The sequence below is a fragment of the Oceanisphaera arctica genome (assembly GCF_002936955.1).
Lineage (GTDB): Bacteria > Pseudomonadota > Gammaproteobacteria > Enterobacterales > Aeromonadaceae > Oceanimonas > Oceanimonas arctica.
The window spans coordinates 156,337-180,057 of record NZ_MPZM01000002.1; the positions used below are offsets into that span (position 1 = coordinate 156,337).

22 protein-coding genes are annotated in these 23,721 nt (G+C 57.1%); 18 read left to right on the top strand and 4 right to left on the bottom strand.

Annotated elements, in window-relative coordinates; genetic code table 11:
- Window positions 1-23: 23 nt before the first annotated feature.
- The 3 genes from UN63_RS01895 to UN63_RS01905 form a co-directional block, all read right to left on the bottom strand.
- Window positions 24-797, bottom strand: coding sequence for a DUF3025 domain-containing protein (locus UN63_RS01895; RefSeq protein WP_104485091.1), 774 nt, complete (start codon window positions 795-797; stop codon window positions 24-26).
- Between the two features lie 372 nt (window positions 798-1,169).
- Window positions 1,170-1,271, bottom strand: a complete 102-nt coding sequence (locus tag UN63_RS01900) for a MetS family NSS transporter small subunit (protein ID WP_104485092.1) — start codon at window positions 1,269-1,271, stop codon at window positions 1,170-1,172.
- Window positions 1,268-2,746, bottom strand: coding sequence for a sodium-dependent transporter (locus UN63_RS01905; protein ID WP_104485093.1), 1,479 nt, complete (start codon window positions 2,744-2,746; stop codon window positions 1,268-1,270). The genes UN63_RS01900 and UN63_RS01905 overlap by 4 nt, the downstream gene beginning before the upstream one ends.
- A gap of 572 nt (window positions 2,747-3,318) precedes the next feature.
- Between UN63_RS01905 and UN63_RS01910 the strand changes: the two genes are divergently transcribed.
- Window positions 3,319-3,528: a DUF1127 domain-containing protein gene (locus UN63_RS01910; RefSeq protein ID WP_104485094.1), complete on the top strand. Its 210-nt coding sequence runs from the start codon at window positions 3,319-3,321 to the stop codon at window positions 3,526-3,528.
- Between the two features lie 56 nt (window positions 3,529-3,584).
- On the opposite strand, the gene UN63_RS01915 is transcribed toward UN63_RS01910, so the two are convergent.
- On the bottom strand, window positions 3,585-4,952 hold the full coding sequence (locus tag UN63_RS01915) for an SLC13 family permease (protein ID WP_104485095.1): 1,368 nt from the start codon (window positions 4,950-4,952) through the stop codon (window positions 3,585-3,587).
- Between the two features lie 69 nt (window positions 4,953-5,021).
- Here UN63_RS01915 and UN63_RS01920 point away from each other — a divergent pair, with 69 nt between their 5' ends.
- From UN63_RS01920 to UN63_RS02000, 17 genes are all read left to right on the top strand, one after another.
- Entirely contained in the window at window positions 5,022-7,802 is a 2,781-nt protein-coding gene (locus UN63_RS01920) for a hybrid sensor histidine kinase/response regulator (protein ID WP_104485096.1), read from the top strand.
- Window positions 7,803-8,050: 248 nt separating this feature from the next.
- The gene (locus UN63_RS01925) at window positions 8,051-9,304 is read left to right on the top strand and encodes a D-amino acid dehydrogenase (protein WP_104485097.1); all 1,254 of its coding nucleotides are present in this window, start codon (window positions 8,051-8,053) and stop codon (window positions 9,302-9,304) included.
- 96 nt (window positions 9,305-9,400) lie between these two features.
- Window positions 9,401-10,282, top strand: coding sequence for an AEC family transporter (locus UN63_RS01930; protein WP_104485098.1), 882 nt, complete (start codon window positions 9,401-9,403; stop codon window positions 10,280-10,282).
- Window positions 10,283-10,427: 145 nt separating this feature from the next.
- Window positions 10,428-11,291 carry an MSHA biogenesis protein MshI gene (locus UN63_RS01935; RefSeq protein WP_104485099.1) on the top strand — a complete coding sequence of 288 codons (864 nt, stop codon included), beginning with the start codon at window positions 10,428-10,430 and terminating at the stop codon, window positions 11,289-11,291.
- Window positions 11,291-11,872 (top strand): PilN domain-containing protein, encoded by a 582-nt coding sequence (locus UN63_RS01940; protein ID WP_104485100.1) that lies wholly within the window; start codon window positions 11,291-11,293, stop codon window positions 11,870-11,872. Before UN63_RS01935 ends, UN63_RS01940 begins: the two co-directional genes overlap by 1 nt.
- Window positions 11,869-12,510: a DUF4349 domain-containing protein gene (locus UN63_RS01945; protein WP_104485101.1), complete on the top strand. Its 642-nt coding sequence runs from the start codon at window positions 11,869-11,871 to the stop codon at window positions 12,508-12,510. Before UN63_RS01940 ends, UN63_RS01945 begins: the two co-directional genes overlap by 4 nt.
- Window positions 12,503-12,826 (top strand): MSHA biogenesis protein MshK, encoded by a 324-nt coding sequence (locus tag UN63_RS01950; RefSeq protein ID WP_104485102.1) that lies wholly within the window; start codon window positions 12,503-12,505, stop codon window positions 12,824-12,826. Before UN63_RS01945 ends, UN63_RS01950 begins: the two co-directional genes overlap by 8 nt.
- Window positions 12,823-14,427 (top strand): pilus (MSHA type) biogenesis protein MshL, encoded by a 1,605-nt coding sequence (mshL, locus tag UN63_RS01955; RefSeq protein WP_104485103.1) that lies wholly within the window; start codon window positions 12,823-12,825, stop codon window positions 14,425-14,427. The genes UN63_RS01950 and mshL overlap by 4 nt, the downstream gene beginning before the upstream one ends.
- Entirely contained in the window at window positions 14,424-15,194 is a 771-nt protein-coding gene (locus UN63_RS01960; protein ID WP_104485104.1) for a tetratricopeptide repeat protein, read from the top strand. Before mshL ends, UN63_RS01960 begins: the two co-directional genes overlap by 4 nt.
- Entirely contained in the window at window positions 15,172-16,869 is a 1,698-nt protein-coding gene (locus UN63_RS01965) for a GspE/PulE family protein (protein WP_104485105.1), read from the top strand. Before UN63_RS01960 ends, UN63_RS01965 begins: the two co-directional genes overlap by 23 nt.
- Window positions 16,869-18,089, top strand: a complete 1,221-nt coding sequence (locus UN63_RS01970) for a type II secretion system F family protein (RefSeq protein WP_104485106.1) — start codon at window positions 16,869-16,871, stop codon at window positions 18,087-18,089. Before UN63_RS01965 ends, UN63_RS01970 begins: the two co-directional genes overlap by 1 nt.
- Window positions 18,090-18,243: 154 nt before the next feature.
- Entirely contained in the window at window positions 18,244-18,735 is a 492-nt protein-coding gene (locus UN63_RS17365; RefSeq protein WP_104485107.1) for a pilus assembly FimT family protein, read from the top strand.
- A 42-nt stretch (window positions 18,736-18,777) separates the two neighbouring features.
- Window positions 18,778-19,308, top strand: coding sequence for a pilus assembly FimT family protein (locus UN63_RS01980; RefSeq protein ID WP_104485108.1), 531 nt, complete (start codon window positions 18,778-18,780; stop codon window positions 19,306-19,308).
- On the top strand, window positions 19,295-19,831 hold the full coding sequence (locus UN63_RS01985; RefSeq protein ID WP_104485109.1) for a type IV pilus modification PilV family protein: 537 nt from the start codon (window positions 19,295-19,297) through the stop codon (window positions 19,829-19,831). The genes UN63_RS01980 and UN63_RS01985 overlap by 14 nt, the downstream gene beginning before the upstream one ends.
- Entirely contained in the window at window positions 19,828-20,715 is an 888-nt protein-coding gene (locus UN63_RS01990; RefSeq protein ID WP_104485110.1) for a prepilin-type N-terminal cleavage/methylation domain-containing protein, read from the top strand. The genes UN63_RS01985 and UN63_RS01990 overlap by 4 nt, the downstream gene beginning before the upstream one ends.
- Complete coding sequence (locus UN63_RS01995) at window positions 20,705-21,079, top strand: hypothetical protein (RefSeq protein ID WP_104485111.1); 375 nt, start codon at window positions 20,705-20,707, stop codon at window positions 21,077-21,079. The genes UN63_RS01990 and UN63_RS01995 overlap by 11 nt, the downstream gene beginning before the upstream one ends.
- Window positions 21,076-23,721: a DUF6701 domain-containing protein gene (locus tag UN63_RS02000; protein ID WP_104485112.1), complete on the top strand. Its 2,646-nt coding sequence runs from the start codon at window positions 21,076-21,078 to the stop codon at window positions 23,719-23,721. The genes UN63_RS01995 and UN63_RS02000 overlap by 4 nt, the downstream gene beginning before the upstream one ends.

Consider the following 23,721-nt stretch of genomic DNA (forward strand, 5'->3'; position numbering starts at 1 on the left):
TGTAAGAAAAAAATCGAGTTAAATCACCTGTTACGCCGGGGGCGGAAGTAATCCCGGTTCTGGTAAAAGTCGGGATCGTCGTTGGCCGGCCACCAGCCGGGGATGCCCAGCAAGGGCAGCGGCAGCAGCGGGCGAGGCCGGTCGAACAGCGTATCCTGCTCCAGCCGCTCCGCCAGCCGGGCATCCAGCAGCGGGTAACGTGCGGCGGTGGGCAATGCAAAAAAGGCGGCCTCCATTTCCAGCACCACGCATTTTCCGGTCATGCCGATAAAGGGCGCCAGCGCCTGCTCATAAAGGGCGTGGCCGAAGATAAAGGGTTGCCAGCTCTGACTCCAGCGGTCGCGTTCGGTGATGAACAGCCGTTGCCAGTCGTGCTCGCGCAGCCAGTGCTCTGACTCGGCTTTATCCGGTACCGCCAGTATCAGACCACATTCGTCGAAGTGGGTGACCCGGTCGCGCCGGGGCGTGCGTTTGCCGAGGCCGGTGGCCGCAATATCTTCCATGTGCAGCCGGTTGAGTAGCGCCTTGGTACGGGGAAACAGCGTCCAGATCACGGCACCGAAAAAGTCATGCCAGTTGGCGGCGCGGGTCGGGACCATGCCCTGAGCCACCGCCTGCTCGTAGTAGCAGTTCAACGCGACAAAACGCTCATCATCGATAAATTGCACCGGCAAGTCGGCGGCCAGGCGTTGGTTCAGCTCGGCCAGGGTCGGCCACTGCGGCGTGGTGATATCGACCAGGCCGGCGAGCTGTGCCAGCACACCATTACGCCCGGTAAAATGGGGATCCCAGTCCATTATGACTACCTGCATGGATGAAAACGCGCAAGCATACCCGGAGTAGCGGCCGAGATCACCTAACCCATACATCGGGGGCTATTTGGGGCATGACCTTGTAGCTGCCACTTCAGTCGGCAGGGCCAGCTCCGCTGGCCGTTAACACCGATTCTGCAGGTACCACGCCGTTTGTGAATTTGCGCGGCTAAAGCGGCGCCTACAGCATGGCCAGACATTGTGCTGGTTTTGTAGCCGGCGCTTCAGCTGCCGGGGCAGACGATGCCGATGCTGCAAATATGGCGTTGTTTGTGGGTTTGCGCCGGCTAAAGCGGCGCCTACAGGCCCAATCCAGACCCCGCACAAAAAAGGCAGCCTCTCGGCTGCCTTGGTGCGTTATTTTGTTTTGGACTTCATCGCCCGGCGAATACACAGGGCGGCACCGCCCCAGGTGATGCCGAGTCCGATCAGCATCATGATGATGGCTCCTGTGCTCATGCGGTGGTCTCCTTCTTGCTGCTGGCGTTGATGGTAATGGCCACCACCAGCATCAGTGCAATCATGCCCCAGCCGATAAAGGTCACGTCATTATCGGAGTAGCCGCCGTAGCCTTCACGGAAGGCACCCAGAATATTGTTGAACAGGATCACCACCAGAATACCGATGGAAACAAAGCGGATGCAGATGGCCCACCAGCCGCCGATGGTGAATTCGGACAAGCGGTTGGCATGGGCACGGAAGTCTTCCAGTCGGCATAGCCAGCCCACCAGCAACAGCTCAAGCAGGCAAGAGCCGAGGAGGGCGATGTTGTTGATGAAGTAGTCCACCAGATCCAGCAGCAGCAGGCCACCCTGGGTGATGAACAGCAGGCTCACCACCAGGCCGGTAGAGCAGAACACGGTGGCGGTTTTCGGGCGGCTCCAGCCCAGCTTGTCCATCAGGCCGGTGGTAACCGCTTCGGCGATGGAGATGTGGGAGCTGATACCGGCAAACACCAGGGCCAGGAAGAACAGCGGCCCCATCACGCCGGGTGCGGGCAGCAGGTTGATGGCGGTAGGCAGGGTAACGAAGGCCAGACCCACGCCGGAGCTCACCACCTCGGTCAGTTCCTTGCCCTGGGCGTTGGCCATGTAACCGAGCGCACCGAAGATCATGATACCGGCCAGCATGGAGAAGCCGCAGTTCATCAGCACCGTCATGAAGGCGTTGTTGTTGATGTCGGATTTTTCCGGCAGGTAGCTGGCGTAAGACAGCATGATGGCGAAGCCCACACTCAGGGTGAAGAAAATCTGGCCGTAAGCGGCAGACCACACCTTGAGATCCCATATTTTGCTGAAGTCGGGCTCCAGCAGCCAGTTGATACCATTCAGGGCGCCGGGCAAAAAGGCGATGCGGCCAATCAGCAGTAATACCATCACGAACAGCAGAGGCATCAGTACCTTGTTGACCTTCTCGATGCCGCCTTTCACGCCCCGGTAGGTGGCGAAATAGGTGGCGGACCAGGCCAGACACAGAGGCAGCAGCAGGTGCCATTGCATGCCACCCAGGTTGGAAGGTGCATTATCGTCGCCCAGACCCAGGAATTCCCCGAAGAAGAAAGCGTTGCTGTCCTCGCCCCAGGCCTGGGTAAAAGCGAAGTAGGCATAAGAAATGGCCCAGGCAATCACCACCACATAGTAGAAGGCGATGATGGCCGAGATCATGACCTGGAACCAACCCAGCCACTCAAAGCGGGCATTCAATGCCTTCAACGTCTTGGGGGCACCGGAGCGGTATTTATGACCCAGGGTAAACTCCAGGATCATGAAGGGAATGCCGGCGGTCAGCATGGCAAACAGGTAAGGAATGAAAAAGGCGCCGCCGCCATTTTCATACGCCATGTAAGGGAAGCGCCAGATGTTACCCAGGCCGACGGCAGAGCCGACGGCGGCAAGGATAAAGCCGGTGCGAGAACCCCATTGTTCTCGTTTCATAGTGACTCCTAAGCAGGATATATCAGATGTAAGGATAGATAAGCGGAGCGCAGGGTAGGGAGAGCGGGCGGTAAAAGCAACGAGTCAATTGGCTATCTCGGCGTGTGTTCACCATGGATAAATGGGGGTGAAGCTATTTTTATGGTGATATTGATTATTTTTTATTGTTAATTTAGTGTTATTCTCTACTTTCATCGGTGATGCTAGCGTATCTGTGTTTTTTGCATTTTGATAAAAGTCGTCGAGAGGCGCACCTTTGGCTGGCTGTGGTAGTAAATTGGTATTTATGCAGAATATTATCGCAATAAGCTGATGGTTAGCCGGTTGATTCATTTTTTTATGCATTCTCCCTTGGCACGAGAAGGCATTAAGTCGGCTTTTTAATTTTTTTGATGGCGTGCCGCTCTGGGCGCTTGTGTGTGGCTTGTTAAGGCACTGATAACGGGTTGGTTGTTATTTTATATTAAACACCGAAACATTATAAAAACTAATGTTGTGATCGAATAAAAGTGAGTTGAGCCGGTATCGCCGGCTCTCTATGCTGTGCCGGAAATCAGCTCAGGAGGCGCATCATGAACACCGCAACTTATCAAACTCAAGACCTGTCACACGCAGGCAAAACAACTGCTCAACCGGGCCTGCTGGCCACCCTCGGGCAGTGGCTGCAACGCACTCGTACCCGCCGTCAGCTGTCCGAGTTGCCGGCCTATCTGCTGAAAGACATCGGCCTGAATGAATCCGACCGTTATCAGGAAATCAGCAAGCCGTTCTGGCAGCAGTAAACCGGCAAGGATGCGCCCGAAAAAAGCCGCTGAATATCAGCGGCTTTTTTGTGGGCTCAGGCGAAGACGAAGAAATACACCGCCAGCATGCCGATACAGACCAGATTGAGCACAAAACCCGCTTTCATCATCTCTTTCTGGCGAATGTAACCAGAGCCGAACACGATGGCGTTGGGTGGGGTGGCCACCGGCAGCATGAAGGCGCAGGAGGCAGACACCGCAATCACCGAGGCCACCATCACAGGGGTCAGCCCCAGGCCTTCGGCCACTGCCACAAACACCGGTATCAGCAGCGCCGCACTGGCGGTGTTGGATGCCAGCTCGGTCAGGAACACCACGAAGGCGGTAATGACCAGCAGGATCACGAAGGGGCTGGCATGGCCCAGCATGTCGGCCAGATGGTGGGCGAGAAATTCGCTGGTGCCGGTGGCCTTCAGTACATGACTCAGAGTCAGACCACCGCCAAACAGCAGCAATACGCCCCAGTCGGTATGCTTTTCAATGTGCTTCCATTCCGCCACCCGGGTGATGCCGATCAGGGCAATGGCCAGCAGCGCGACTACGGTGTCGAAGGATGCCAGGCCGCCGAGAGCCTTGGACACGGGGCCGGAGAACACCCACAGAAACACGGTCAGGGCAAAGATAGCCAGGGTAATCTTACGTTTGCCGGTCCAGCTGATGTGTTCTTCGGCCAGTTCGATGCGCTCGCCCAGTTTGGGACGGAATAACAGGTAGAGCACCAGGATGGCCACCGGCAGTAGCAGCAGGGTAATGGGCAGGCCCAGGGCCATCCATTCGCTGAAGCTCAGTCCCACCTGGGCGGCGGCAATGGCATTGGGCGGGCTGCCGACCAGGGTGGCGATACCGCCGATGCTGGCGCTATAAGCCACGCCCAGCAGCACGAAGAGATAAGTACTGCGATAACGCTCTGCATCAAGGCAGCTCAGCAGGCCCAGCGCCAGCGGCAGCATCATGACGGTGGTGGCGGTGTTGCTGATCCACATCGACAAAAAAGCGGCGGTCGCAAACAGCAGGAACACGGCGGCACCGAGCCGTCCCTTGGCCAGCCGCAGGATCCGGCCGGCAATCAGCCGGTCGAGCTGCTGGCTGTGCATGGCGGCGGCCAGTGCAAAACCACCCAGAAACAGAAAAATGATGGAGTTGGAGAAATTGCTCAGGGCCGCATTGGTATCCAGCACGCCGAGCAGGGTCGCCAGCAGCGGCACCAGCAGGGCAGTGATGGTAATATGGACCGCCTCGGTCAGCCAGAGCACGGCAATAAAGATCAGCAAGCTCAGCCCCTTGGTGACGCCGGGGTCAAAAGGCAGCGTATTGAGCAAAAGCAGGAACAGGAGCAGGTTGGCGCTGAGAATGCCCCACCTGGCCCTGATGTTTACACTTTGTTGTGGAGTCTCGTTGGGCATGTTTTTTTCTCGTTATGTTGTTGTTTTGGTTACGGTTGTGAGTATATCACCTGACGATGGGTACAAAAGATGATAACGGTTGTAAAACGACGCATTTCTCAGATTCCGCGCTGGGCGATACTGGTTTATGCACTCACGTTGTCCTTGCTGCTGGGTTATGGCGGCAACCAATATCGTCAGTATCGCTATTATCAGGCGCTGCAACAACAGACCGAGCCGGTACTGAAGGCCCTGCATCAGCAGCAGAGCCGGATGACGGCCAACGTAGAAAGCGGCCTGTTACTGAGTGAGCCGGTCACCTCGCTGGCGCTGACGGTGTCACACTTTGTTCAGTTTATCGAACAACACCCGATTCCGCTGGCGGGCGTTGCCGAGGTGCTTGCCGAGCTGAACCGTTATCAAGAGACCTTGCAGGCCCTGCAGGATGCGGATATTCACGGCCGTTATGCGCTGAAGTCCTTCGCAGAAGCCCTCCAGCTACTGCCGGCCCGGCCGGGGTACCAACAGTTGCTGCAGCGCAGTCGGCTCTATCTGACCGCGCCTAATCAGATGTTTCTGTATGCGCTCGACGAAGAAGCCGAGCGTTTACAGCAAACGGCAACCGCCGAGTGGCAGGATGTGCTCTATTATCATCAGCTATACCGACACAACCTGAGAGAAATGATACGGCTGCGGGAGGCTCTTGCCGCGGATGATCTTTCTGCTCTGTTCGAGCGCACCCGGGCCTGGCGGCAACAGGCTGAAGACAGCTGGGAAAGTATGCAAACGGTAGTGGCGTTGTTACTGCTGCTGTTCTTCAGCCTTGGGTTGCTGTTGCTGGCGGTACGCAACCGGCAGTTGAGCGAAGCAAGCCAGGCCTCGTTTGCGCTGGCCCGGGCCAAAACCGACTTTCTGGCCAACATGAGCCACGAAATTCGTACCCCCATGAATGCCATCATCGGATTTTCTTCCCTGTTGCAGCAGACGTCGCTGAATGCGCAACAGATCGAATACCTGAAAAAAATCAAGAACTCGTCCGACAACCTGCTGTTGCTGATCAACGACATTCTGGATCTGACCAAGGTGGAGGCGGGCAAGCTGGAGCTGGAAGATATCGAGTTTGATCTCAACGAACTGCTTGAACGACTGTCCGGACTCTTTGCCGACATGTCCGAGCAGAAACAGCTGGAGGTCATCATCAACAAGGTTGCCGAGGTGCCCGACTGTTTGCGTGGCGATTCATTGCGACTGGGGCAGGTGCTGGTCAACCTGGTCAATAATGCGGTCAAGTTTACCGAGCGCGGTGAAGTGGTGCTGACGGTGTCGGTGTGCGCCGATCCCGAGCCCCGACTGTGTTTCGAGGTCAGTGATACCGGCATCGGTATCATGCCCGATCAGCTCGACCGACTGTTTAGCTCCTTTACCCAGGTCGATGCCAGCACCACCCGCAAATACGGTGGTAGTGGTCTGGGCCTGAGCATCAGCCGTCATCTGGTGCAGTTGATGGGGGGCACTATCGAGGTCACGAGTCAGCCGGGGCGGGGATCCACCTTTACCGTAAGCCTGCCGTTGCGGCCGGCGGCGGTCGTCAGGGCCGAGTCGCAGGCGGCACACTTTGCGGGGAAAAAGGTGCTGCTGGTCGACGATAACGCCCTGGTACTGGAAGTCATGAGCCGGTTACTCCGCGGGCTTGGGCTGGTGGTGTACAGCGCCCAGGATGTGGGCACGGCCCGAGAGCTGCTCCACAAACGGGGAGGCGAGCTGAGTCTTGCACTAATAGATTGCTGCCTGGGGCAGGACAAGGGACTGGACCTGGCCCGTAACCTGGTGCAGCAGCCCCACTTTGGCCATATAGGCGTGGTGATCATGAGTGCCTTCGGTCGGGAGCGGCCAGAAGCCCAGATGCAGGCGCTGGGCATTGATCATTATCTGTCCAAGCCGATTACCGAACACAGTCTGCGCCAGTGTCTGAACCAGATGCTGGGTGATGACGCCGATACCGCAGGCCATGCGGTGGTGGCAGGCTTGCAGGATCTGGCGTTTTACCATGCTCGGCTGGCAGGCAAACAGATATTGCTGGCCGAAGACAACCGCATGAACCAGCAGCTGATTGTGGAGTTTCTGAAACAGGTCGAGGTGTCGGTGACCCTGGCCGACAACGGTCGCCAGGCCGTTGAGCTGATGGCCCAGCGCAGCTTCGACGCTATTCTGATGGACTTGCAAATGCCGATACTGGACGGGGTCGAGGCGACGCGCCAGATCCGCAAGCTCAGGGTGCATCACGATATTCCCATCGTGGCGCTCACTGCCAGCGCCATGCGCGGCGATCGGGAAGCCAGCCTGGATGCGGGCATGAATGGCTATGTCACCAAGCCGGTCAACCGCCTCGATCTCTATGAGGCATTGATGAAGGCACTGGCACATTCGCCGGCGGCAGATGTCAGGGCCGCGGACAGTGCAGCAGATAGTGCAGCCGACAGAGCCCTGAACGCCGATGCCGAACACCCGGACTCATTAGCCGCGCAGCAGGCCATGAAAGAGGCTTTGCAAGAAGCTTTGATCGAAGGCGTCAGGCAAACAGCCGATGCGGCTACCGAGTCTTTCGCCAGACAAAGGGCGGATTTTAGCGAGCAGCACCAGGACGATGTCTGGCTGTTGCAGGCCGCCCTGGCCGGCGAAGACTGGCCAGAGGCGCTGGCGGTGGTGACGGAACTGGTCGAACAGGCCGAGGCCTGTGGGCTGGCACCAGTGGCGGAACGAGCCCGGGCATTGCTGTTGCCGTTGCAACGGCGGCGGCGACCGGAGCCGGAGCAGCTGGCGGCCCTGACCGACTCTCTCGGCCGGCTGGCAGACGGCCAGACGGGATCCTGAGATCGGGATTTCATTGAATTGAGATCTTCGTCACATTTCACTGTTGGCCAGTTAATTGTTCTGGTTTTTTGTTATTTAATGAATTTATAAACCAAGCATAAAACCGGGCTTAGATAAAGATAGAGCCCCCGTATTTGCTGGCGGTACTCCGGTTACTCCCGTCGGATCTTGTGCTGTGTTTTACTCTGGATTTTATTGTTTTTTTAGATGATATTGTCGGTATACAAGCATCTGGGTAGGGGAGTGTCATGAAAGTATTAGTGTTAGGTAGTGGTGTCGTCGGTGTAACCAGCGCCTGGTATCTGTCTCAACAGGGCCATGAAGTGGTGGTGGTCGACCGGCAGCCCGACGCGGCCGAAGAAACCAGTTTCGCCAACGCCGGCCAGCTGTCTTTCGGCATGACCTCTCCCTGGGCCGCCCCCGGTATTCCCCAGAAAGCCGTCAAGTGGATGTTTCAGACCCATGCGCCGCTCAAGCTGCGCCCCAGCCTCAATCCGGCGCAGTGGCAGTTTATGCTGTCGATGCTGGCCAACTGCAATGAAAAATCCTACGGCGTTAACAAGTCGCGCATGGTACGGGTGTCCGAATACAGCCGTCAGTGCATCAACGCGCTGCAGGATGAACTGAAGCTGCCGTTCGAAGGGCGCAAGCAGGGTCTGCTGCAGGTATTCCGTACCCAGAAGCAGATTGATGACGCGGCCAAGGACATCAAGGTGCTGCAGGAATTCAACGTGGCACATGCCATGCTGAACGTGGACGAATGTATCGCCCGCGAGCCGGCGCTGGCACGGGTGAAGCACAAGCTGGTGGGCGGTCTGCATTTTCCCGAAGATCAGACCGGCGACTGCAATCTCTTTACCAAGTCGCTGGTGAAAAAGTGTCAGGAAAACGGCGTTGTGTTCAAATTCAATACCGAGATCAAGGCGCTGGTCAGCGAAGGCGACATCATCCGCGGCGCGCAAACCTCCAATGGTCTGGAAACCGCCGATCAGGTGCTGGTGTGCATGGGCAGTTATTCTCCCTTCCTGCTTAATCCGCTGGGTATTCGCCTGCCGGTCTACCCGATCAAGGGTTACTCGCTGACCATCGACATCAAGAACGACGCCGATGCGCCCCAGTCGACCGTGATGGATGAAACCTACAAGGTGGCCATCACCCGTTTCGAAAATCGTATTCGTGCCGCCGGCACCGCCGAGCTGGCCGACTTCAATGCCGACCTGCCCAATGCCCGTCGTGCCACCATCGCCGAGTCGGTGAAAAGCCTGTTCCCCGAAGGTGGCAAGGTAGACGAAGCTCAGTTCTGGACCGGTTTCCGCCCCATGACGCCGGACGGTACCCCCATCATCGGTACCACCCGCTACAAGAACCTGTGGCTGAATACCGGCCACGGCACCCTGGGCTGGACCATGGGCGCGGGCTCCGGCAAGCTGATTGCCGATCTGATCAGCGGCAACAAGCCGGAAATCGACGACAGCGGCCTGGCCTTCAGCCGTTACGGCTAAGCCTTGCGCTAACCCGTAGTACTCACACAGCCGCCGCCGCCGGCGGCTGGACAGCACCATTGCAAGGCGCCATACTGGCGCCTTTTGCGTCTCTGTATGTTCTCTACTCTGCTCAATATCGTGGTGCCGGTGTTTGCGGTGGTGGCGGTGGGCTTTGCCTTCGGTCGCCGTCAGCGCCATGCCGACATGGGATTCGTCAATCTGGCCAACGTGGCGGTGTTTTGCCCGGCGCTGGTGTTTTCTGCCCTAATCGACAACCCGGTGCGGCTGGGCACCAGCTGGCCGCTGATGCTGGCGGGCGTGCTGGTGATCTTGCTGCCGGGCCTGCTGCTGTGCCTGTTTCGTTTTCGGGGGCTGGAGCGCCGGACCCTGGTGCTGGGCGGCATGTTCCGCAATACCGGTAATATAGGTATTCCGCTGATGATGCTGGCCTATGGTGAGGATCAGCTCGGCGGCATCATCATACTGTTCGTGCTTTCCAATCTCGTTCATTTTTCGCTCGGGCTCTTTATCCTGTCGCGCGAGGCCGGCCGCTGGCTATGGCTGAAAAACCCCATTATCTGGGCCGCCGTGCTGGGCATGCTGCTGGCGGATCATCCGACCCTGTTGCCGGAGTTTGTCTACACCAGTGCCGGGCTGCTGGGACAGATAGCGGTGCCGCTGATGCTGTTTGCTCTGGGTGTGCGGCTGTCGGGCGGTGAAATGGGCGATTTGGGGCTGGCGCTGAGAGTCAACCTGAGTTATCTGCTGGTCGGGGCGGCGAGCCTGCTGCTGGTGGCCTGGTGGTTGCCGCTCAGCGCAGACTGGTTGCGGCTGCTGGCGTTGTCGGTGATGCTGCCGCCGGCAGTACTCAATTACCTCTTGTGCGAACAATATCGCTGCCAGCCCGATAAAATGGCCAGCATAGTGCTGCTCGGCAATGCCTTATCGGTATTGACGATTCCGTTGGTGATCTACCTGACCCTGACGTTTCTTTGAACATGACAATGTAGCGTCAGGCGCAACAGCGATGGCCATTATCTCTGTTTACTGGCTGCTTGTGTGTTAATTGACCATTACAGTCTGTTTATAAAACATTTTCATCCGATTATACTGCCTTCTTTCGATAGGTGATGCGAGCTATATGAGACTGAGATTCAAGGTGTTCAACAAAGCCAGGCCCACGTCCAGACTGGGTGTCTGCCTGACCCGGGATGCCGTCCTGGTGATTGATGAACAGGCGTCGACCCGGCTGTACACTCGGGCGATCAGCGCCCAGGAAACGCCGGCCAGCGCCCTTGTCGCCTTGATTGAACAACAGCAGTGGCAGGGGCGAGGGCTGGCACTGACGCTGGGGCGCGGCTGGTATCAGCAGCTGCAAGTGCCCAGACCCGCACTGCCCGATGAGGAGCTGCTCCAAGCCTTGCCCTGGTGTGTCGGGGAGCTGATCAACGAGCCGGTCGACAGTCTGGTATTTGACTATATCGATCTGCCGCCTGCGCCCAATGGCGAGGCCCGGATCGCCGTCTATTACAGTGCCCGGGCACCGCTGGCAGCTCTGGTCGAGGCCGTGACACCCTTATGCCCGCTATTGACGATAGGGGTGGATGAACTGGCCATGGCCAACCTGCTGCCACCGGAGAACCATGATCTGGTACTGTACAAGGCACCGGGTCAGGAGCTGACGCTGCTTTTTATTCATCAGCAACAGTGGCTGTTTTCGCGTATCATCCGTGGTTTCCAGTCACTGGATGATGACTCGGTTGCCGTCGAGGAATTCAATTTCGACACCCTGTTGCTGGAGCTGCAGCGCAGTATCGACTACGCCACCGGCCAGCTGAAACTGGCGGCACCGGAACACTGGTACCTGGCCCTGCCGGACCGGATAACACCGGCCCTGCAACAGTCGATAAATCGGGTCTTCAATATGCAGGCTCACTCCCTGACAGAGGGAAAATTGCCCCCAGAGGCCTTGCCGGCACTGGGCATATTGCGGCGTGGAGATTGATGAAGAAGCAGATTGAGTTTTATCAGGCCAGCCTGCGGCCGGCGTCAGACCGCCCCACCCCGGTGTGGGGGCTGGCAGGAGTGCTGTTGATTGTGCTGGGTTGGTCGCTGGTATTTGGCATGACCGCATGGGAAAGCCACCAGCAATCAGAAGCGAATCACCAGTTGCAGACGCAGGCGGAGGCGGCACAAGCCCACCTTGAACAGCTGCAACAGAATGTCAGGCGGCTGACGGCCAGTCTGGATGAAGGAGAGCGGGAGCGATTGCAACAACATATCCGGGAGCAGCAGCAACTGCTTGAATTGCTCAGCAGCGATAACCTGGTGTCTTACGCGAAGGTACTGACCGACCTGACCTCGGTGCCATGGCAGGATATTTCCCTGCAGGGGCTGAGCCTGGCTGGGTCGACCATGACTCTGACCGGGGTAGCCCGCCATGCCGAGGCGGTGCCCGCCTGGATACTCGGTTTCAAGCAAAGCGGCTCCCTGCACGGACGTGATTTTGGTCGGTTGGAGATCCGTCAGGGTCAGGGAAACACCCTGTTTTTTACACTGCAGAGCGAACCGCAGGCCAGTCAATGAAAAGACTCTCCCTGAGCGAACTGCGACGCCTGTTTATGGCCCGTAACCCCCGTGAACGCTGGTTGCTGCTGGGCGCCGGTTGGGCCCTGCTGGCCTGGCTGGGGTTGGTCGTGTTTGAAGCCACCGTTCAAGCGAGGCTACTGCAACTGCAAGCTGATAATGTGCAGTTGAATCGTACCCTGGCCGAACGGAAAAAAAGCACTGATGAGCTTAATGGCGTCATTGCCAGGCTGTCTCTGCCTGAGTACCGGCAACAAATCGAGCAATTGAAACAGCGTCTGGCCCGACTCGATAGTAAGGTCTCAGGCCGGCTGCAAAGCCTGGTGGGGCCGGAGCAGATGGCCGGGTTGCTGCTGGATGTACTGGCACAGGAAAACGACTTGCAGTTGGTGCAACTGCAGAACCGGCCGGCTCAGGCCATTGCCACCCCGACAGGCACTACCCTGTACCGACACGGAATCAGCCTGCAGCTCCAGGGGAGTTATACCCAGTTGCTGGGCTACGTGCGTCGGCTGGAATCGCTGCAGGGGCAGTTGTACTGGAAGGGGCTGGAGTTCGAGCTGGAGCAATACCCGGATGCGCGTATCCGGCTGGATTTTTTCACTCTGAGTGATCATAAGGAATTGTTACGTGGTTAACCCGCTGCTGTTGCTGATGCTGAGCACAACGCCTGTGTTTCAGGATCCCACCCTTCCTCTGGAGGTGGTGATGCCCGATATCCGGTCATCATCACCCCTGACTGACGTAGCGCGGCCGCAGCACCGCTTGCAGGCAGTGTTGCACGGGGGGAAGGAGGCCGGTGCCATCATCGATGGCCGGCTTTATCGGCAGGGTGACAGAGTAGGCAGCTATCGGCTGGCCAGAATCGGGCGGCGTCAGGTCACGCTGGAAGCCCAGGGTGAATCGCTTGAACTCAGACTTTTTTCTCCATTGACCCTACAGGATATGCCATGACTCCGGTACTTAGACAGCCAGTTATCCTATTGCTGAGTACACTGCTGGTGGCCTGTGTGAGTGCTCCGGACGGCTCCTTGCCAAAAGACAGCCTGGAAGAGGCGATGCGTTACCGTCCGGATCCGTTGCCGGCGGCGGTAGAGCGGGAACTGCTGGGCGGACAGGCGCGCAAGGTCCCGCCGGCGCTTTCACCGAGGCAACGCCGTTTCGATATTGCCGCCAGTGAGGTCGACGCCCGGGCGTTTTTTGCCGCACTCGGCGCCGAGCAGGACATCAGTATTGCCGTGCATCCGGAGGTGAATGGCTCCATCAGCCTGAATCTGCGCCAGGTGACCCTGCCGGAAGTGCTGGACGCGATATCTGGCCTCTATGGCTATGGTGTTCAGCAAAAGGGCAACATCTATCAGGTATTTCCTTCCGGGGTGCGTACCCGAACCTTCAATGTGAATTACCTGATGCTGAGCCGGGAGGGGTTGTCACAAACGGCCATCAGCGGCAGCAGCCTGAGTGGTCACGAGAACGGCAGCGATAACAGCGGCACCCGCATCAACACCAAGGCCAACAGTGACTTCTGGCAAGATCTCGAGTCGGCATTGAGCCGACTGCTCGGTGACAAAGAGGGCCGGGTTGTGGTGACCAATCCCCAGGCCGGGCTGGTGAGTGTGCGGGCCGCCCCCGCTGAGCTGGCGCTGGTAGAGGACTTTCTGACCCGGGCCGAACGCCAGCTCAAGCGGCAGGTGGTGCTGGAGGCGCGCATTATCGAGGTGGAGCTCAGTGACGGTTATCAGCAGGGCATCGAGTGGAGTCAGTTAACGGCTGGCAGCACAGCCAGCCGCGCACCTGCGCCACTGGTCACCGGCAACAGTGGTGCCGGCAGCTTTGCCCTCAATCCTCTGGCCGGTCTGGCCGGCGGTGGTGTGGTCTTCAATGTGACCGATGGTAACTTCAACGCGGTGATCAGTCTGTTGCAGACCCAGGGGGAGGTGAATACCCTGTCCAACCCCAGGGTGACCGCCAGCAATAACCAGAAGGCGGTGATCAAGGTGGGCACCGACGAATATTTTGTGACCGACTTTTCGGTGACCACCACCACGGGCACCTCGACCACCACCACGCCCGAGGTAGAGCTGACGCCGTTTTTCTCCGGTATTTCGCTGGATGTGACGCCGCAGATTGCCGATGACAACCGCATCCTGATGCATGTACATCCGTCCGTCAGTCAGGTGGAAGACAGCACCAAGACCATCAGCTTTGGCTCTGACACCATCAGCCTGCCGTTGGCGCGCAGCAGTATTCGCGAGTCCGATACCGTGGTCGAGGCCCGCTCCGGTGAGCTGATTATCATCGGTGGCCTGATGCAGGAAACCCAGAGCGAACAGAATGCCGGTGTGCCCCTGTTGAGCGAGATCCCGGTGCTGGGCAATCTGTTCAAGAACCGCAAGCTGGCCACCAAAAAGAGCGAGCTGGTGATTATGCTGCGTCCGGTGGTGGTCAATGAGAATACCTGGCAAACCGAGCTGCAGCGTTCCCGGGATTTACTGGAAAAATGGTATCCGCCACTGCCGCCGCCCCTGACCAATATCCATTCGGGAGCCTTATGAGAAAACATCCTTACCTGGGGTTACTGGCCGCGCTGCTGTCATCCTGGATCCCGGCCGCCTGGACCAGTGAACCAGTGGTTCCGCCGACCGAATTTGCCGACCAGTGGCAGGCGGCTGACTGGGCCGACCTGATGGTGGAAGTACCGGCGGCGGGAGGCGAACTGACCATTACCGAAGTGACGCTCAGCAGGGCCGAACGGGTGCAGGAAACGAATCACGAGGCCGATACGGCCCTGGCCGAGGGAGACTGGGCCAGGGCCGAGTATCGTCTGGGGCAGTTGCTGGCGGAATATCCGGATGAACATCAGGTTCGTCTGCGGCTGGCGGCCATGCAATACGGGCGGGGCGCGCTGGATGAGGCCCGGGTTCAATTACAGCAGGGGCTGGAGCTGGCGCCGGCTCATGCCGACCTGCGCCTGGCCCTGGCCCGTCTGCTGGCCGAACAGGATCGCCATGGGGCGGCGTTTGCCGTGCTGGACGAAGCGGCACCCGACCTGGTCAGTCATCTGGACTATTACAGCCTGAAAGCGGAGATGGCCCGGCGCAGCGGCGACTGTGCCACGGCGATAACCCTGTATCATCGCTTGCTCGACCGCTCCCCAGGGGTAGGGAGCTGGTGGTTGTCATTGGGCCTGTGCCAGCGTCGTCTTGGGCAGGATTTTGTGCCAGCCTATCGCAGGGCACTGGCCAGCGCCGATCTCGGCAATGCCTCTTTGCATTTCGTTCAGCAGCAACTGGAGCAACATGGTTCAGCGCAAACTCACTAAACGCCTGGGCGAGTTGCTGCTCGAGCATGAGGTGATCACCTCGGCCCAGCTGAAAACGGTACTCGAGCAGCAAAGGCGCGAAGGCGGCCGCATGGGTTCCCATCTGATCCATATGGGGATCATGACCGAACTGGAGCTGCTGGGCTTTGTCGCCGAGCAGCTGGACCTGCCGTTGCTCGACCTGAACAAGGTGGACATAGACAAAAACGCGGTCAAGCTGCTGTCGGAGGTTTATGCCCGCCGCTATCGGGCCCTGGTGATCGCCGCCGACGACACCCAGACCAGGGTGGTGCTGTCGGATCCGGCTGATCTGGACACCCAGGATGCGATCAGCCGGCAGCTGGCCCCGCGAGATATTCAGCTGGCGGTGGCGCCGCACAGCCAGTTGCTGGCGCTCTATGATCAGCTGTACCGGCGTACCGAGGATATTGCCAGTCTCGCCGTGCAGTTAGGCGAAGAGAACGCTCCCAGCCGTTCCCTGATCAGCAGTGATATCCTGGATGACAGCGAGGCCACCGTGGCCAAGTTGCTCCATTCCCTGCTGGAAGATGCCCTGCAGATAGGGGCGTCGGATATTCATATCGAGCCGGAAAAAAACCTGCTCCGCCTGCGCATGCGGGTGGACGGCACCCTGCAGGAAACTGAACTGAAAGACATCGGCATAGGCCCGGCACTGTTGTCGCGGCTCAAGCTGATGGCCGGGCTGGATATCTCGGAACGCCGCCTGCCCCAGGACGGCCGTTTCGAACTGAACATCAAGCAGAAACGGATAGATGTGCGCATGGCCACCATGCCGGTGCAGGCCGGTGAGGCGGTGGTGCTGCGGCTGCTGGATCAGTCCCGGAGCCTGCAGGGGCTGTCCGGCTCCGGCATGCCGTCGGCGCTGCAGCAGGCCTTTCGTCGCAAACTGGCCAGCCCCCATGGCATTATTCTGGTGACAGGTCCCACCGGCAGCGGCAAGACCACCACCCTCTATGGGGCCCTCGACGAGCTGAATATCCCGGAACGCAAGATCATCACGGTAGAGGATCCGGTGGAATACCGGTTGCCCCGCATCAATCAGGTGCAGGTCAACAGCAAGATAGGCCTGACCTTTGCCCGGGTGTTGCGTACCAGCCTGCGTCAGGATCCGGATGTGCTGCTGATTGGTGAAATCCGCGATCAGGAAACCGCCGAAATCGCCATGCGTGGCGCCCTTACCGGCCATTTGGTGTTGTCTACCCTGCATACCAATGACGCCCCCGGCACGGCGGTACGACTGATGGACATGGGGGTACCCGGTTATCTGGTAGCCAGCACCCTCAAGGGGGTACTGGCCCAGCGTCTGGTGCGATGCCTGTGCCTGCACTGCAGGGAGCCGTACCAGCCGGAGCTGGGGGAGCAGCAATTCCTGTTGCACCTGAATCCTGCGGCGGAGCAGGGGGGCTATTATCAGGGCCGCGGTTGTGCCGGCTGTAACCATACCGGCTACAAGGGCCGGGTCGGGGTATTCGAGTGGCTGGAAATCAACCGTGACATGGCCGATGCCCTGCGCGAGCGCGATATAGAGGCGTTTAACCAGCTGGTGGACCGGCAGGATGACTTCAAGACCCTGGCCCAATCGGCACTGGATCTGGCCATGAGCGGCCAGACCTCGGTACAGGAAGTGCTGCGGCTGGCGGAGTGGCTTGACTGATGGCGTTGTTCGAATACCGGGCCCGGGATCGGCAGGGGCAGCTCAGCCGCGGCACCATGGAAGCCACCAGCATACAGGCGGCGGGTGTCAGCCTGATGCAATCGGGCCTCTTGCCCATCGACATCAAACCGGCCGGCAAGGGCAGCCTCATGCTCGAACTACGGCAGTACTTCAAGCGGGGTCTCAAGACCGAGGTGTTGTTGATCCTCTGTCGTCAGCTGGCCTCATTGACCCGCGCCGGTGTGCCTATTCTGCGTATCATGCAGGGCCTGGCCGAAACCACGGACAACAAGGTGCTGGAAGCGGTGCTGACCGAGGCGGCGGCGGCGCTGCACAAGGGCCAGACCCTGTCGGCCGCCCTGTCGGCCCACCCCCATATCTTCAATTCGCTGTTTGTGTCTCTGGTCGAAGTCGGAGAAAGTACCGGTCAGCTGGAGCAGACCTTCCTGCAGCTGGCCCAGTACTACCAGCTGGAGCTGGATACCCGCCGGCGGGTCAAGGCGGCCATCCGTTATCCCAGCTTCGTGATGTTCGCCATGTCGGCCGCCATGGTGGTGATCAACATCTATGTGATCCCGGCCTTCAGCGGCATGTTTGCCGGCATGGGGGCCGAATTGCCCCTGGCCACCCGGTTGCTGATCGGCAGCTCTGATTTCTTCGTCCATTACTTCGGTTATCTGCTGCTGGGCCTGATGGGGGGAGTCATGCTTTGGCTGCATTATATCCGAACCGAATCCGGTCGCTATCAGTGGCACCGATGGCAGCTGAAACTGCCCATCGTCGGCCCCCTGCTCAGACGCATTTTGCTGGCGCGCTTCTGTCGCAGCTTTGCCATGATGCTGTCGGCCGGTGTGCCCATTACCCAGGTGCTGGATCTGGCGGGTAATGCCACCGGCAACGCCTTTCTGACCCGGGCCATACTGGCGATGGGGGAGGGTCTGGCCGGTGGCCGCAGCCTGTCGTCAGTAGCCCGCGAGGGCCGGATATTTACCCCGCTGATCCTGCAGATGTTCAATGTGGGGGAAGAAACCGGCCGAATCGATGAAATGGTGAAGGAGGCGGGCCAGTTTTATGAAGAAGAGGTGGATTACGATATCTCCAACCTGAGCGCCAAGATAGAGCCGATCATGATAGTGGGCATCTCGGTGATGGTACTGATCCTGGCGCTGGGCATCTTCAGCCCTATGTGGGGCATGGTGGATGCGGTACAAGGCAGATAGCCATTTTTTGACGTGTTTTCAGGCGAAGAGACTAGATTATAAACCCTACGGTCAGTATGATTATGTCGACTTGGTGTACGATGCAAGCGATTGGTTTTTATCAAGAAGTGGTTATTTTTCGAACAACAAACAATATTGATACAAGAGAGAATTTATGAAGAAGCAAGCGGGTTTTACCCTGATTGAACTGGTTATCGTGATTGTGATCCTCGGCATACTGGGCGCCGTAGCTGCCCCCAAGTTCCTGAACCTGCAGGGTGATGCGTATGGGGCCAACCTGGATGGTTTGAAGAATTCTTTGGAGTCGGCGTCGACATTGGCCAATACCAAGGCGATTTTGAAAGGTGTTGATAAACAAGCCAGTTCGAATGATGTAGATATGGGCGATGGCGTAACCGCTGATTTGGTATGGGGCTATCCTGCTGCAGCGTCAGGCGGCATACTTACGATAATTGAGGTAAATGCCTCCAGTGCTGCATCGACTGAAGCGGATTACATATATTCAGTTAGTGGGAGCGATCTTCTGATTAGCCCGCAAGCTAGAAAAGCTAGTGATATTACAGCTTCTGCAACTTGTGCGGTCAAGTATGGCCCCGCAACATCAGTTGCCAGACCTACAATCACCATTGACAAGTCTGCTTGTTAATTAGCATCAAGTAAGGCGGCTTAGCCGCCTTTTTTAATCCCCATGAAATCCTCCGGTTTTACCCTGATTGAATTGCTGGCCGTGCTGGTACTGCTTGGCATACTGACGGCGGTGGCGCTGCCCCGGCTGTCATTCGGGCCGGATATCGAGCAGCGACTCAATGCCGATCGGCTGGTCAGCCTGCTGCGTCTGACCCAGTTGCGGGCCATGAATGATCCGGATGCCTTCACGCTTAATCAACCCCTGAATCAATGTGGCCGTCTGGTAATAACCTCGGCGCGTTTCGGCATCGCCGAGAACTGTGATAATGCCCTGGCCGACAGCTATCCCCCACAGGGCCCTTTGCTCGGCATCAACCAGCCTCAGGCCATCGGTGCGACGGAAACTTTCCCTGTCATCATTCAGTTCGGTACCACAGTCTCCGGCGGCCTGCTGAGCGAAGACGCCTGGCTGGGCCGACCCTATATAGAGCAGGCGGGTAGTTTGGTGCGAATGACCTCGCCGGTCGATATCACCCTGGGCGGAGTCACGGTACGCATCGAGACCGAAGGCTATATCCATGCGCTGCCCTGATGCTAACCCTCATCTTCGCCGTTGCCGCGGTGTCAGCCTGGTGGAGCTGGTGCTGGGCATCGCCCTGCTGGGCATAGTGCTGGCGGGCGGCAGCCTGTTTTTCTATGGCCAGCAAAAGCAGCGGCTGGATCCCGTGTTTCAGGTGCGTGCGGTCAGCCTGGCCCAGGCCCTGAGCGAGCAGATCATCGCGGTGAAGTTTGACGAACATAACAAGCCCGAACAGCAGTCGCTATGTGCCACTAATTGCACCAACGCCCATCAATTTGGACCCGATGGGGGGGAGACAGTGGCAGGCGACTTTGACGATGTCGACGACTTTCATGTCTGGTGCGAGCCCAACGGCATCGGTGGTGATCAACTGGCCGCGGCCATGGGGCTCGATGCCCGTTACTATCAGGGCTACCGGGTATCCGTCTGTGTGTCGGAAGGTAGCGCCGCCATCTACAAGGTTGTGGAGATAAAGGTCACGCCCCCGGCGGGCGCCGGTATCGACTTTGCCCTGCACAGGTACAATATCCGATGAGAGTCCGCGGTTTTACCCTGCTGGAGCTGGTGATCGTGCTGGTGCTGATAGCCATTACCGGGGCATTCAGCAGTGGTTTTATTGCCGACAGCGCGCGCCTGTATCAAGGCACTCGCGAGCGGGCCGAAGTTCTGAGTCACGGTCGCTTCGCCATCGAACGACTCACCCGCGAGCTGGGGGCGGCCTATGGCCCCAGTGTGCGTATCGAGCAAGACCTTGATAAAAATTGTCTGTACTTTGTACCGGTACTGGCCGCGGGCAAATATCAGGGTAATCCCCGCTCCGGCAATATCACTTTTATTCTGCCTGTTCCGCTACAGGATCAGACACTGACAGCCTCCTATATTGCCATCATGGCGGCGCAAGGCGATGCCAACTGGCCCGATTATCCGGCCGCTTTGCCACAGGGAATAAATTTTCAGCCGGAAGTTGACACTAGCGATCGCATTATATACTCGGCTGGCAATGGCAATGGCAATGGCAATGGCAATGGCAATGGCAATGGCAATGGCAATGGCAATGGCAATGGCAATGGCAATGGCAATAACAATGGCAATAACAATGGCAATAACAATGGCAATAACGGAAATTCATCCGATATGACCTTTCCCAAAAGCAGCCCGGCCCGGCGCTATACCCTGTTACAGCCCCGACAGGTGCGTTATTGCCTGGAAGCAGGCAGCCTGACGCGTAATGAAAAAAACACAGATCAGTGGGATACCAGCAAAAACGTATTAATGCTGTCCGGCCTGACGGATGATACCGCCTTTGAAGCTGCCGATTACCGAGTGGCGACACAAATGGTGCAACTTGAGCTGAAACTGCAGACCAGAGAAGGCCCGCTTGCCTTCCCCCAGCAGATAGGGGTGCTTTATGAGCCATAGCATCAGAGGTAGCATGCTGATCAGCGTGATATTCATGATGTTGCTGATGGCGGTACTGATGTCGGCCATGGTCAGCCTTACCAATCGGAGCAGCCGCAACCTGGCTTATGAAACCATGGCGCTCAGGGCCAGGCTGGCCGCCGACAGCGTACTGGAAAATGCCATCTACCAGCAAATGGCGCCGGCACAGGACACTTCTATTGCCGATATCGAACTCGATATCAACGGCTGCAGCGCCAATGCGGGTGTAAATAAGTCCATGAACATAAATACTGAAACCCTGTACTATATCAGGGCCACCGGCAGCTGCGGCAGCAACGAACTGAATGTAGTGCGTACCCTGGAAGTCGAGGTGATTAAATGAAACTGATGATTAGCCTGTTGTTTTTTTTCTGTGGAGCGGTCGCAGCTCAATCAATGAACGACTTATTCCCCTATGCGGCCCAAAGCCATGCTTCCGATGGCAAGATAAAGATGGAAGAAGATGCGATCATCGGCGGTACTAATAATGCCAGGTTGGATTTTTATTCCGGTGATTTCAAGGGTAGTAGTCGGTGTGACGATAAGCCCTGTAGCCTGAGTTATAAATCAGGACCGAAGGTCAATCTGCCTGCCTACCAAGCGGATAGCATATCATTTCCTGCTGATTTCAAAGCGACAAGCAGCTCTCTCGAGTTTAAGTGTGAACAGGGCAACTCAAGCGACAGTCGTAGTCAGTTCAAGAGCATCAAAATAGAAAAAGGATGCAGTGCTGTACTGACAGGTGGGCACGACGAATATCGTATCAAAGACAAACTGGAGGTAAAAAGTGGCGGAGAGCTGACGCTGACCGCCGGTGATTACTGGCTGGGTGAGCTGGATATAGATGGAGGGCGCCTCCATCTGCCTGCCTCCGGACAGGTAAATTTCTATGTAAACGGCGATGTGAATATAAAAGACGCGGGTGCTCTGGGCAATGCAGATTTTAACATCTACGCTCCCGACGATGACATCAAGCTGGAAGGAAGCAGTCAGTTGCTCGGTGATGCGTTTACCAACAAGAAGCTGGAGTTGAAAGACGCAGCTCAACTGACAGGAGCGATCAGGGCCGACACCCTGAAGCTGGATGGTACCCTGAATCTGTCCGGTGGGGAGTACTCGCTGCATAAGATCGAACTGAAAAAAAATGCCAGATTACACACGACAGGAGCGGTAATCCTTAATATAGAAAGCAAGCTGAAACTTGAAGAAGACTCAGTACTCGGTAATGCTTCTAAGTCCGTCAGGCTTTATGTCTATGGCGGAGAGGACAAAGACGCAGATGATGATCCCGATAAAGGCGATGCGGATCTGAAGAAAAATTCCCGCTTGTATGGCTTCGTTTATGTGCAGGGTAAACTGAAGCTGCATGAAGGCGCAGGAGTCTATGGCGCCGTGAATGTCGTGGATCTGGAAATGAAGAAAAACAGTGCCATTAATTTTGGAACTTTTTCACTGTCTGCACGGCGAGACATTGGTTATGTAGATGGCGAAGAGAATAATGCTGCGATAATAACGGTTAACGGAGCAACAAGCCGGTTCAAAGTGGAATATGGCAGTGGTGAGCTCGCTTATGAAGTTGCTGGTGAAAAAAGCGGTTACAGTATTTTGAATAACGGTGATATCTATTCACTACCAGCAGACACCGAAATTTATATTCGACATAACCAGGCCAGAAATGTTGATCTGGTGTTGACAGAAATGTCCGACAGTGAAGAAGAATTGTCATCAGACAAGGTGACACTGGCATTTGTTCCCTATCAGATTGAAGTACAACCAGGTATTAACTGTCCGTCGACATTGCATGATTTCAACTACAGCATTCATGCCGGTTGTTCTGTGCTGGCCAAAGCCGGGGAGCCGAAGTCGGTATCACTGTCGTTTATCGGTTACGGGGTTAATGGCATAAATGATGAAGTTGGCGACAAGATCCTGGAATACAGCTTCAATCAACCCGAAAACGTGACCATTACCGAACTTAATACTAATGTTGTAAATCACCCTCTTACCACCTTCGATATGAACATCGGCTTTACTCAGGTTGCCTTGGTACAAGCGGTGGTGGCAGATCATTGTGCTGTTTATGCCAATAACTGTGGCGATAAGTTAACCAAAGGTTCCGATGCGGTTATCGGCCGTACCGTACCCGCAGCCCTCGACGTGGTGACCTCTGCTGCGGGTCAGATTGCCGGTAATCATGTTTATGCGGGAAAGGCGGTGGCATTTACCACCCAACCCGGCTTTACCGTACAGGCCGTCGATATCAATGGTGACCCCTTACCCAGCTACAGTGGCGAGTTTGCCGGGGGACTGACCGCCGACAATATCAGCCTTGCGCTGATGATCCCCGATGATTCTTTTCTGGATGGCATGACCATGCCGGTGACAGTGCAATGGGATGATAATGGCCAGCACCGGATCCTGGTTACCAATAATGAGTTATCTTTCCCCAAAGAGAGCACCCCCTTTGATGCCAAATTGATCAATGTCCCGTTGGAACTCAATATCGCTATTGAAAGCGATGCGGTTGATGACGAGCCATTGATATTACCGCCGGATCAGAACAACCGGGAAACGCTGGTTGAGGATGCGAATGCCGAGCTGCGTTACGGCCAGCTGATGATCAGTGATCTGACCCTGGCAACAGAAACGGAAGGCACCATGCCGGTATATTTACAGTACTTCGATCAGTACGGAACCTTGATAGACGATCCCGATTTTGACCTATCCACCCAGTCGGCCTCACTGGTTGTCGAGCCAGAAAATGGGGCAGTTTTGCCTGGTCTGACACAAACAGCGGATGGTATTGACGTTGATGCCTATGCCGAGGCGGCCGAGTTTCAGATCAGGGCCGATGTGGCAGACTGGCTGAAAACCACAGGGGAAGCGGCGTTGCTGGATCCGGCAGCCACACTGTCTATCTCCGCCGGAGAGACGCCGCTGCGTGGTCACGACAGGATAATCTATCGGCGTGAAGCGATACGTTGA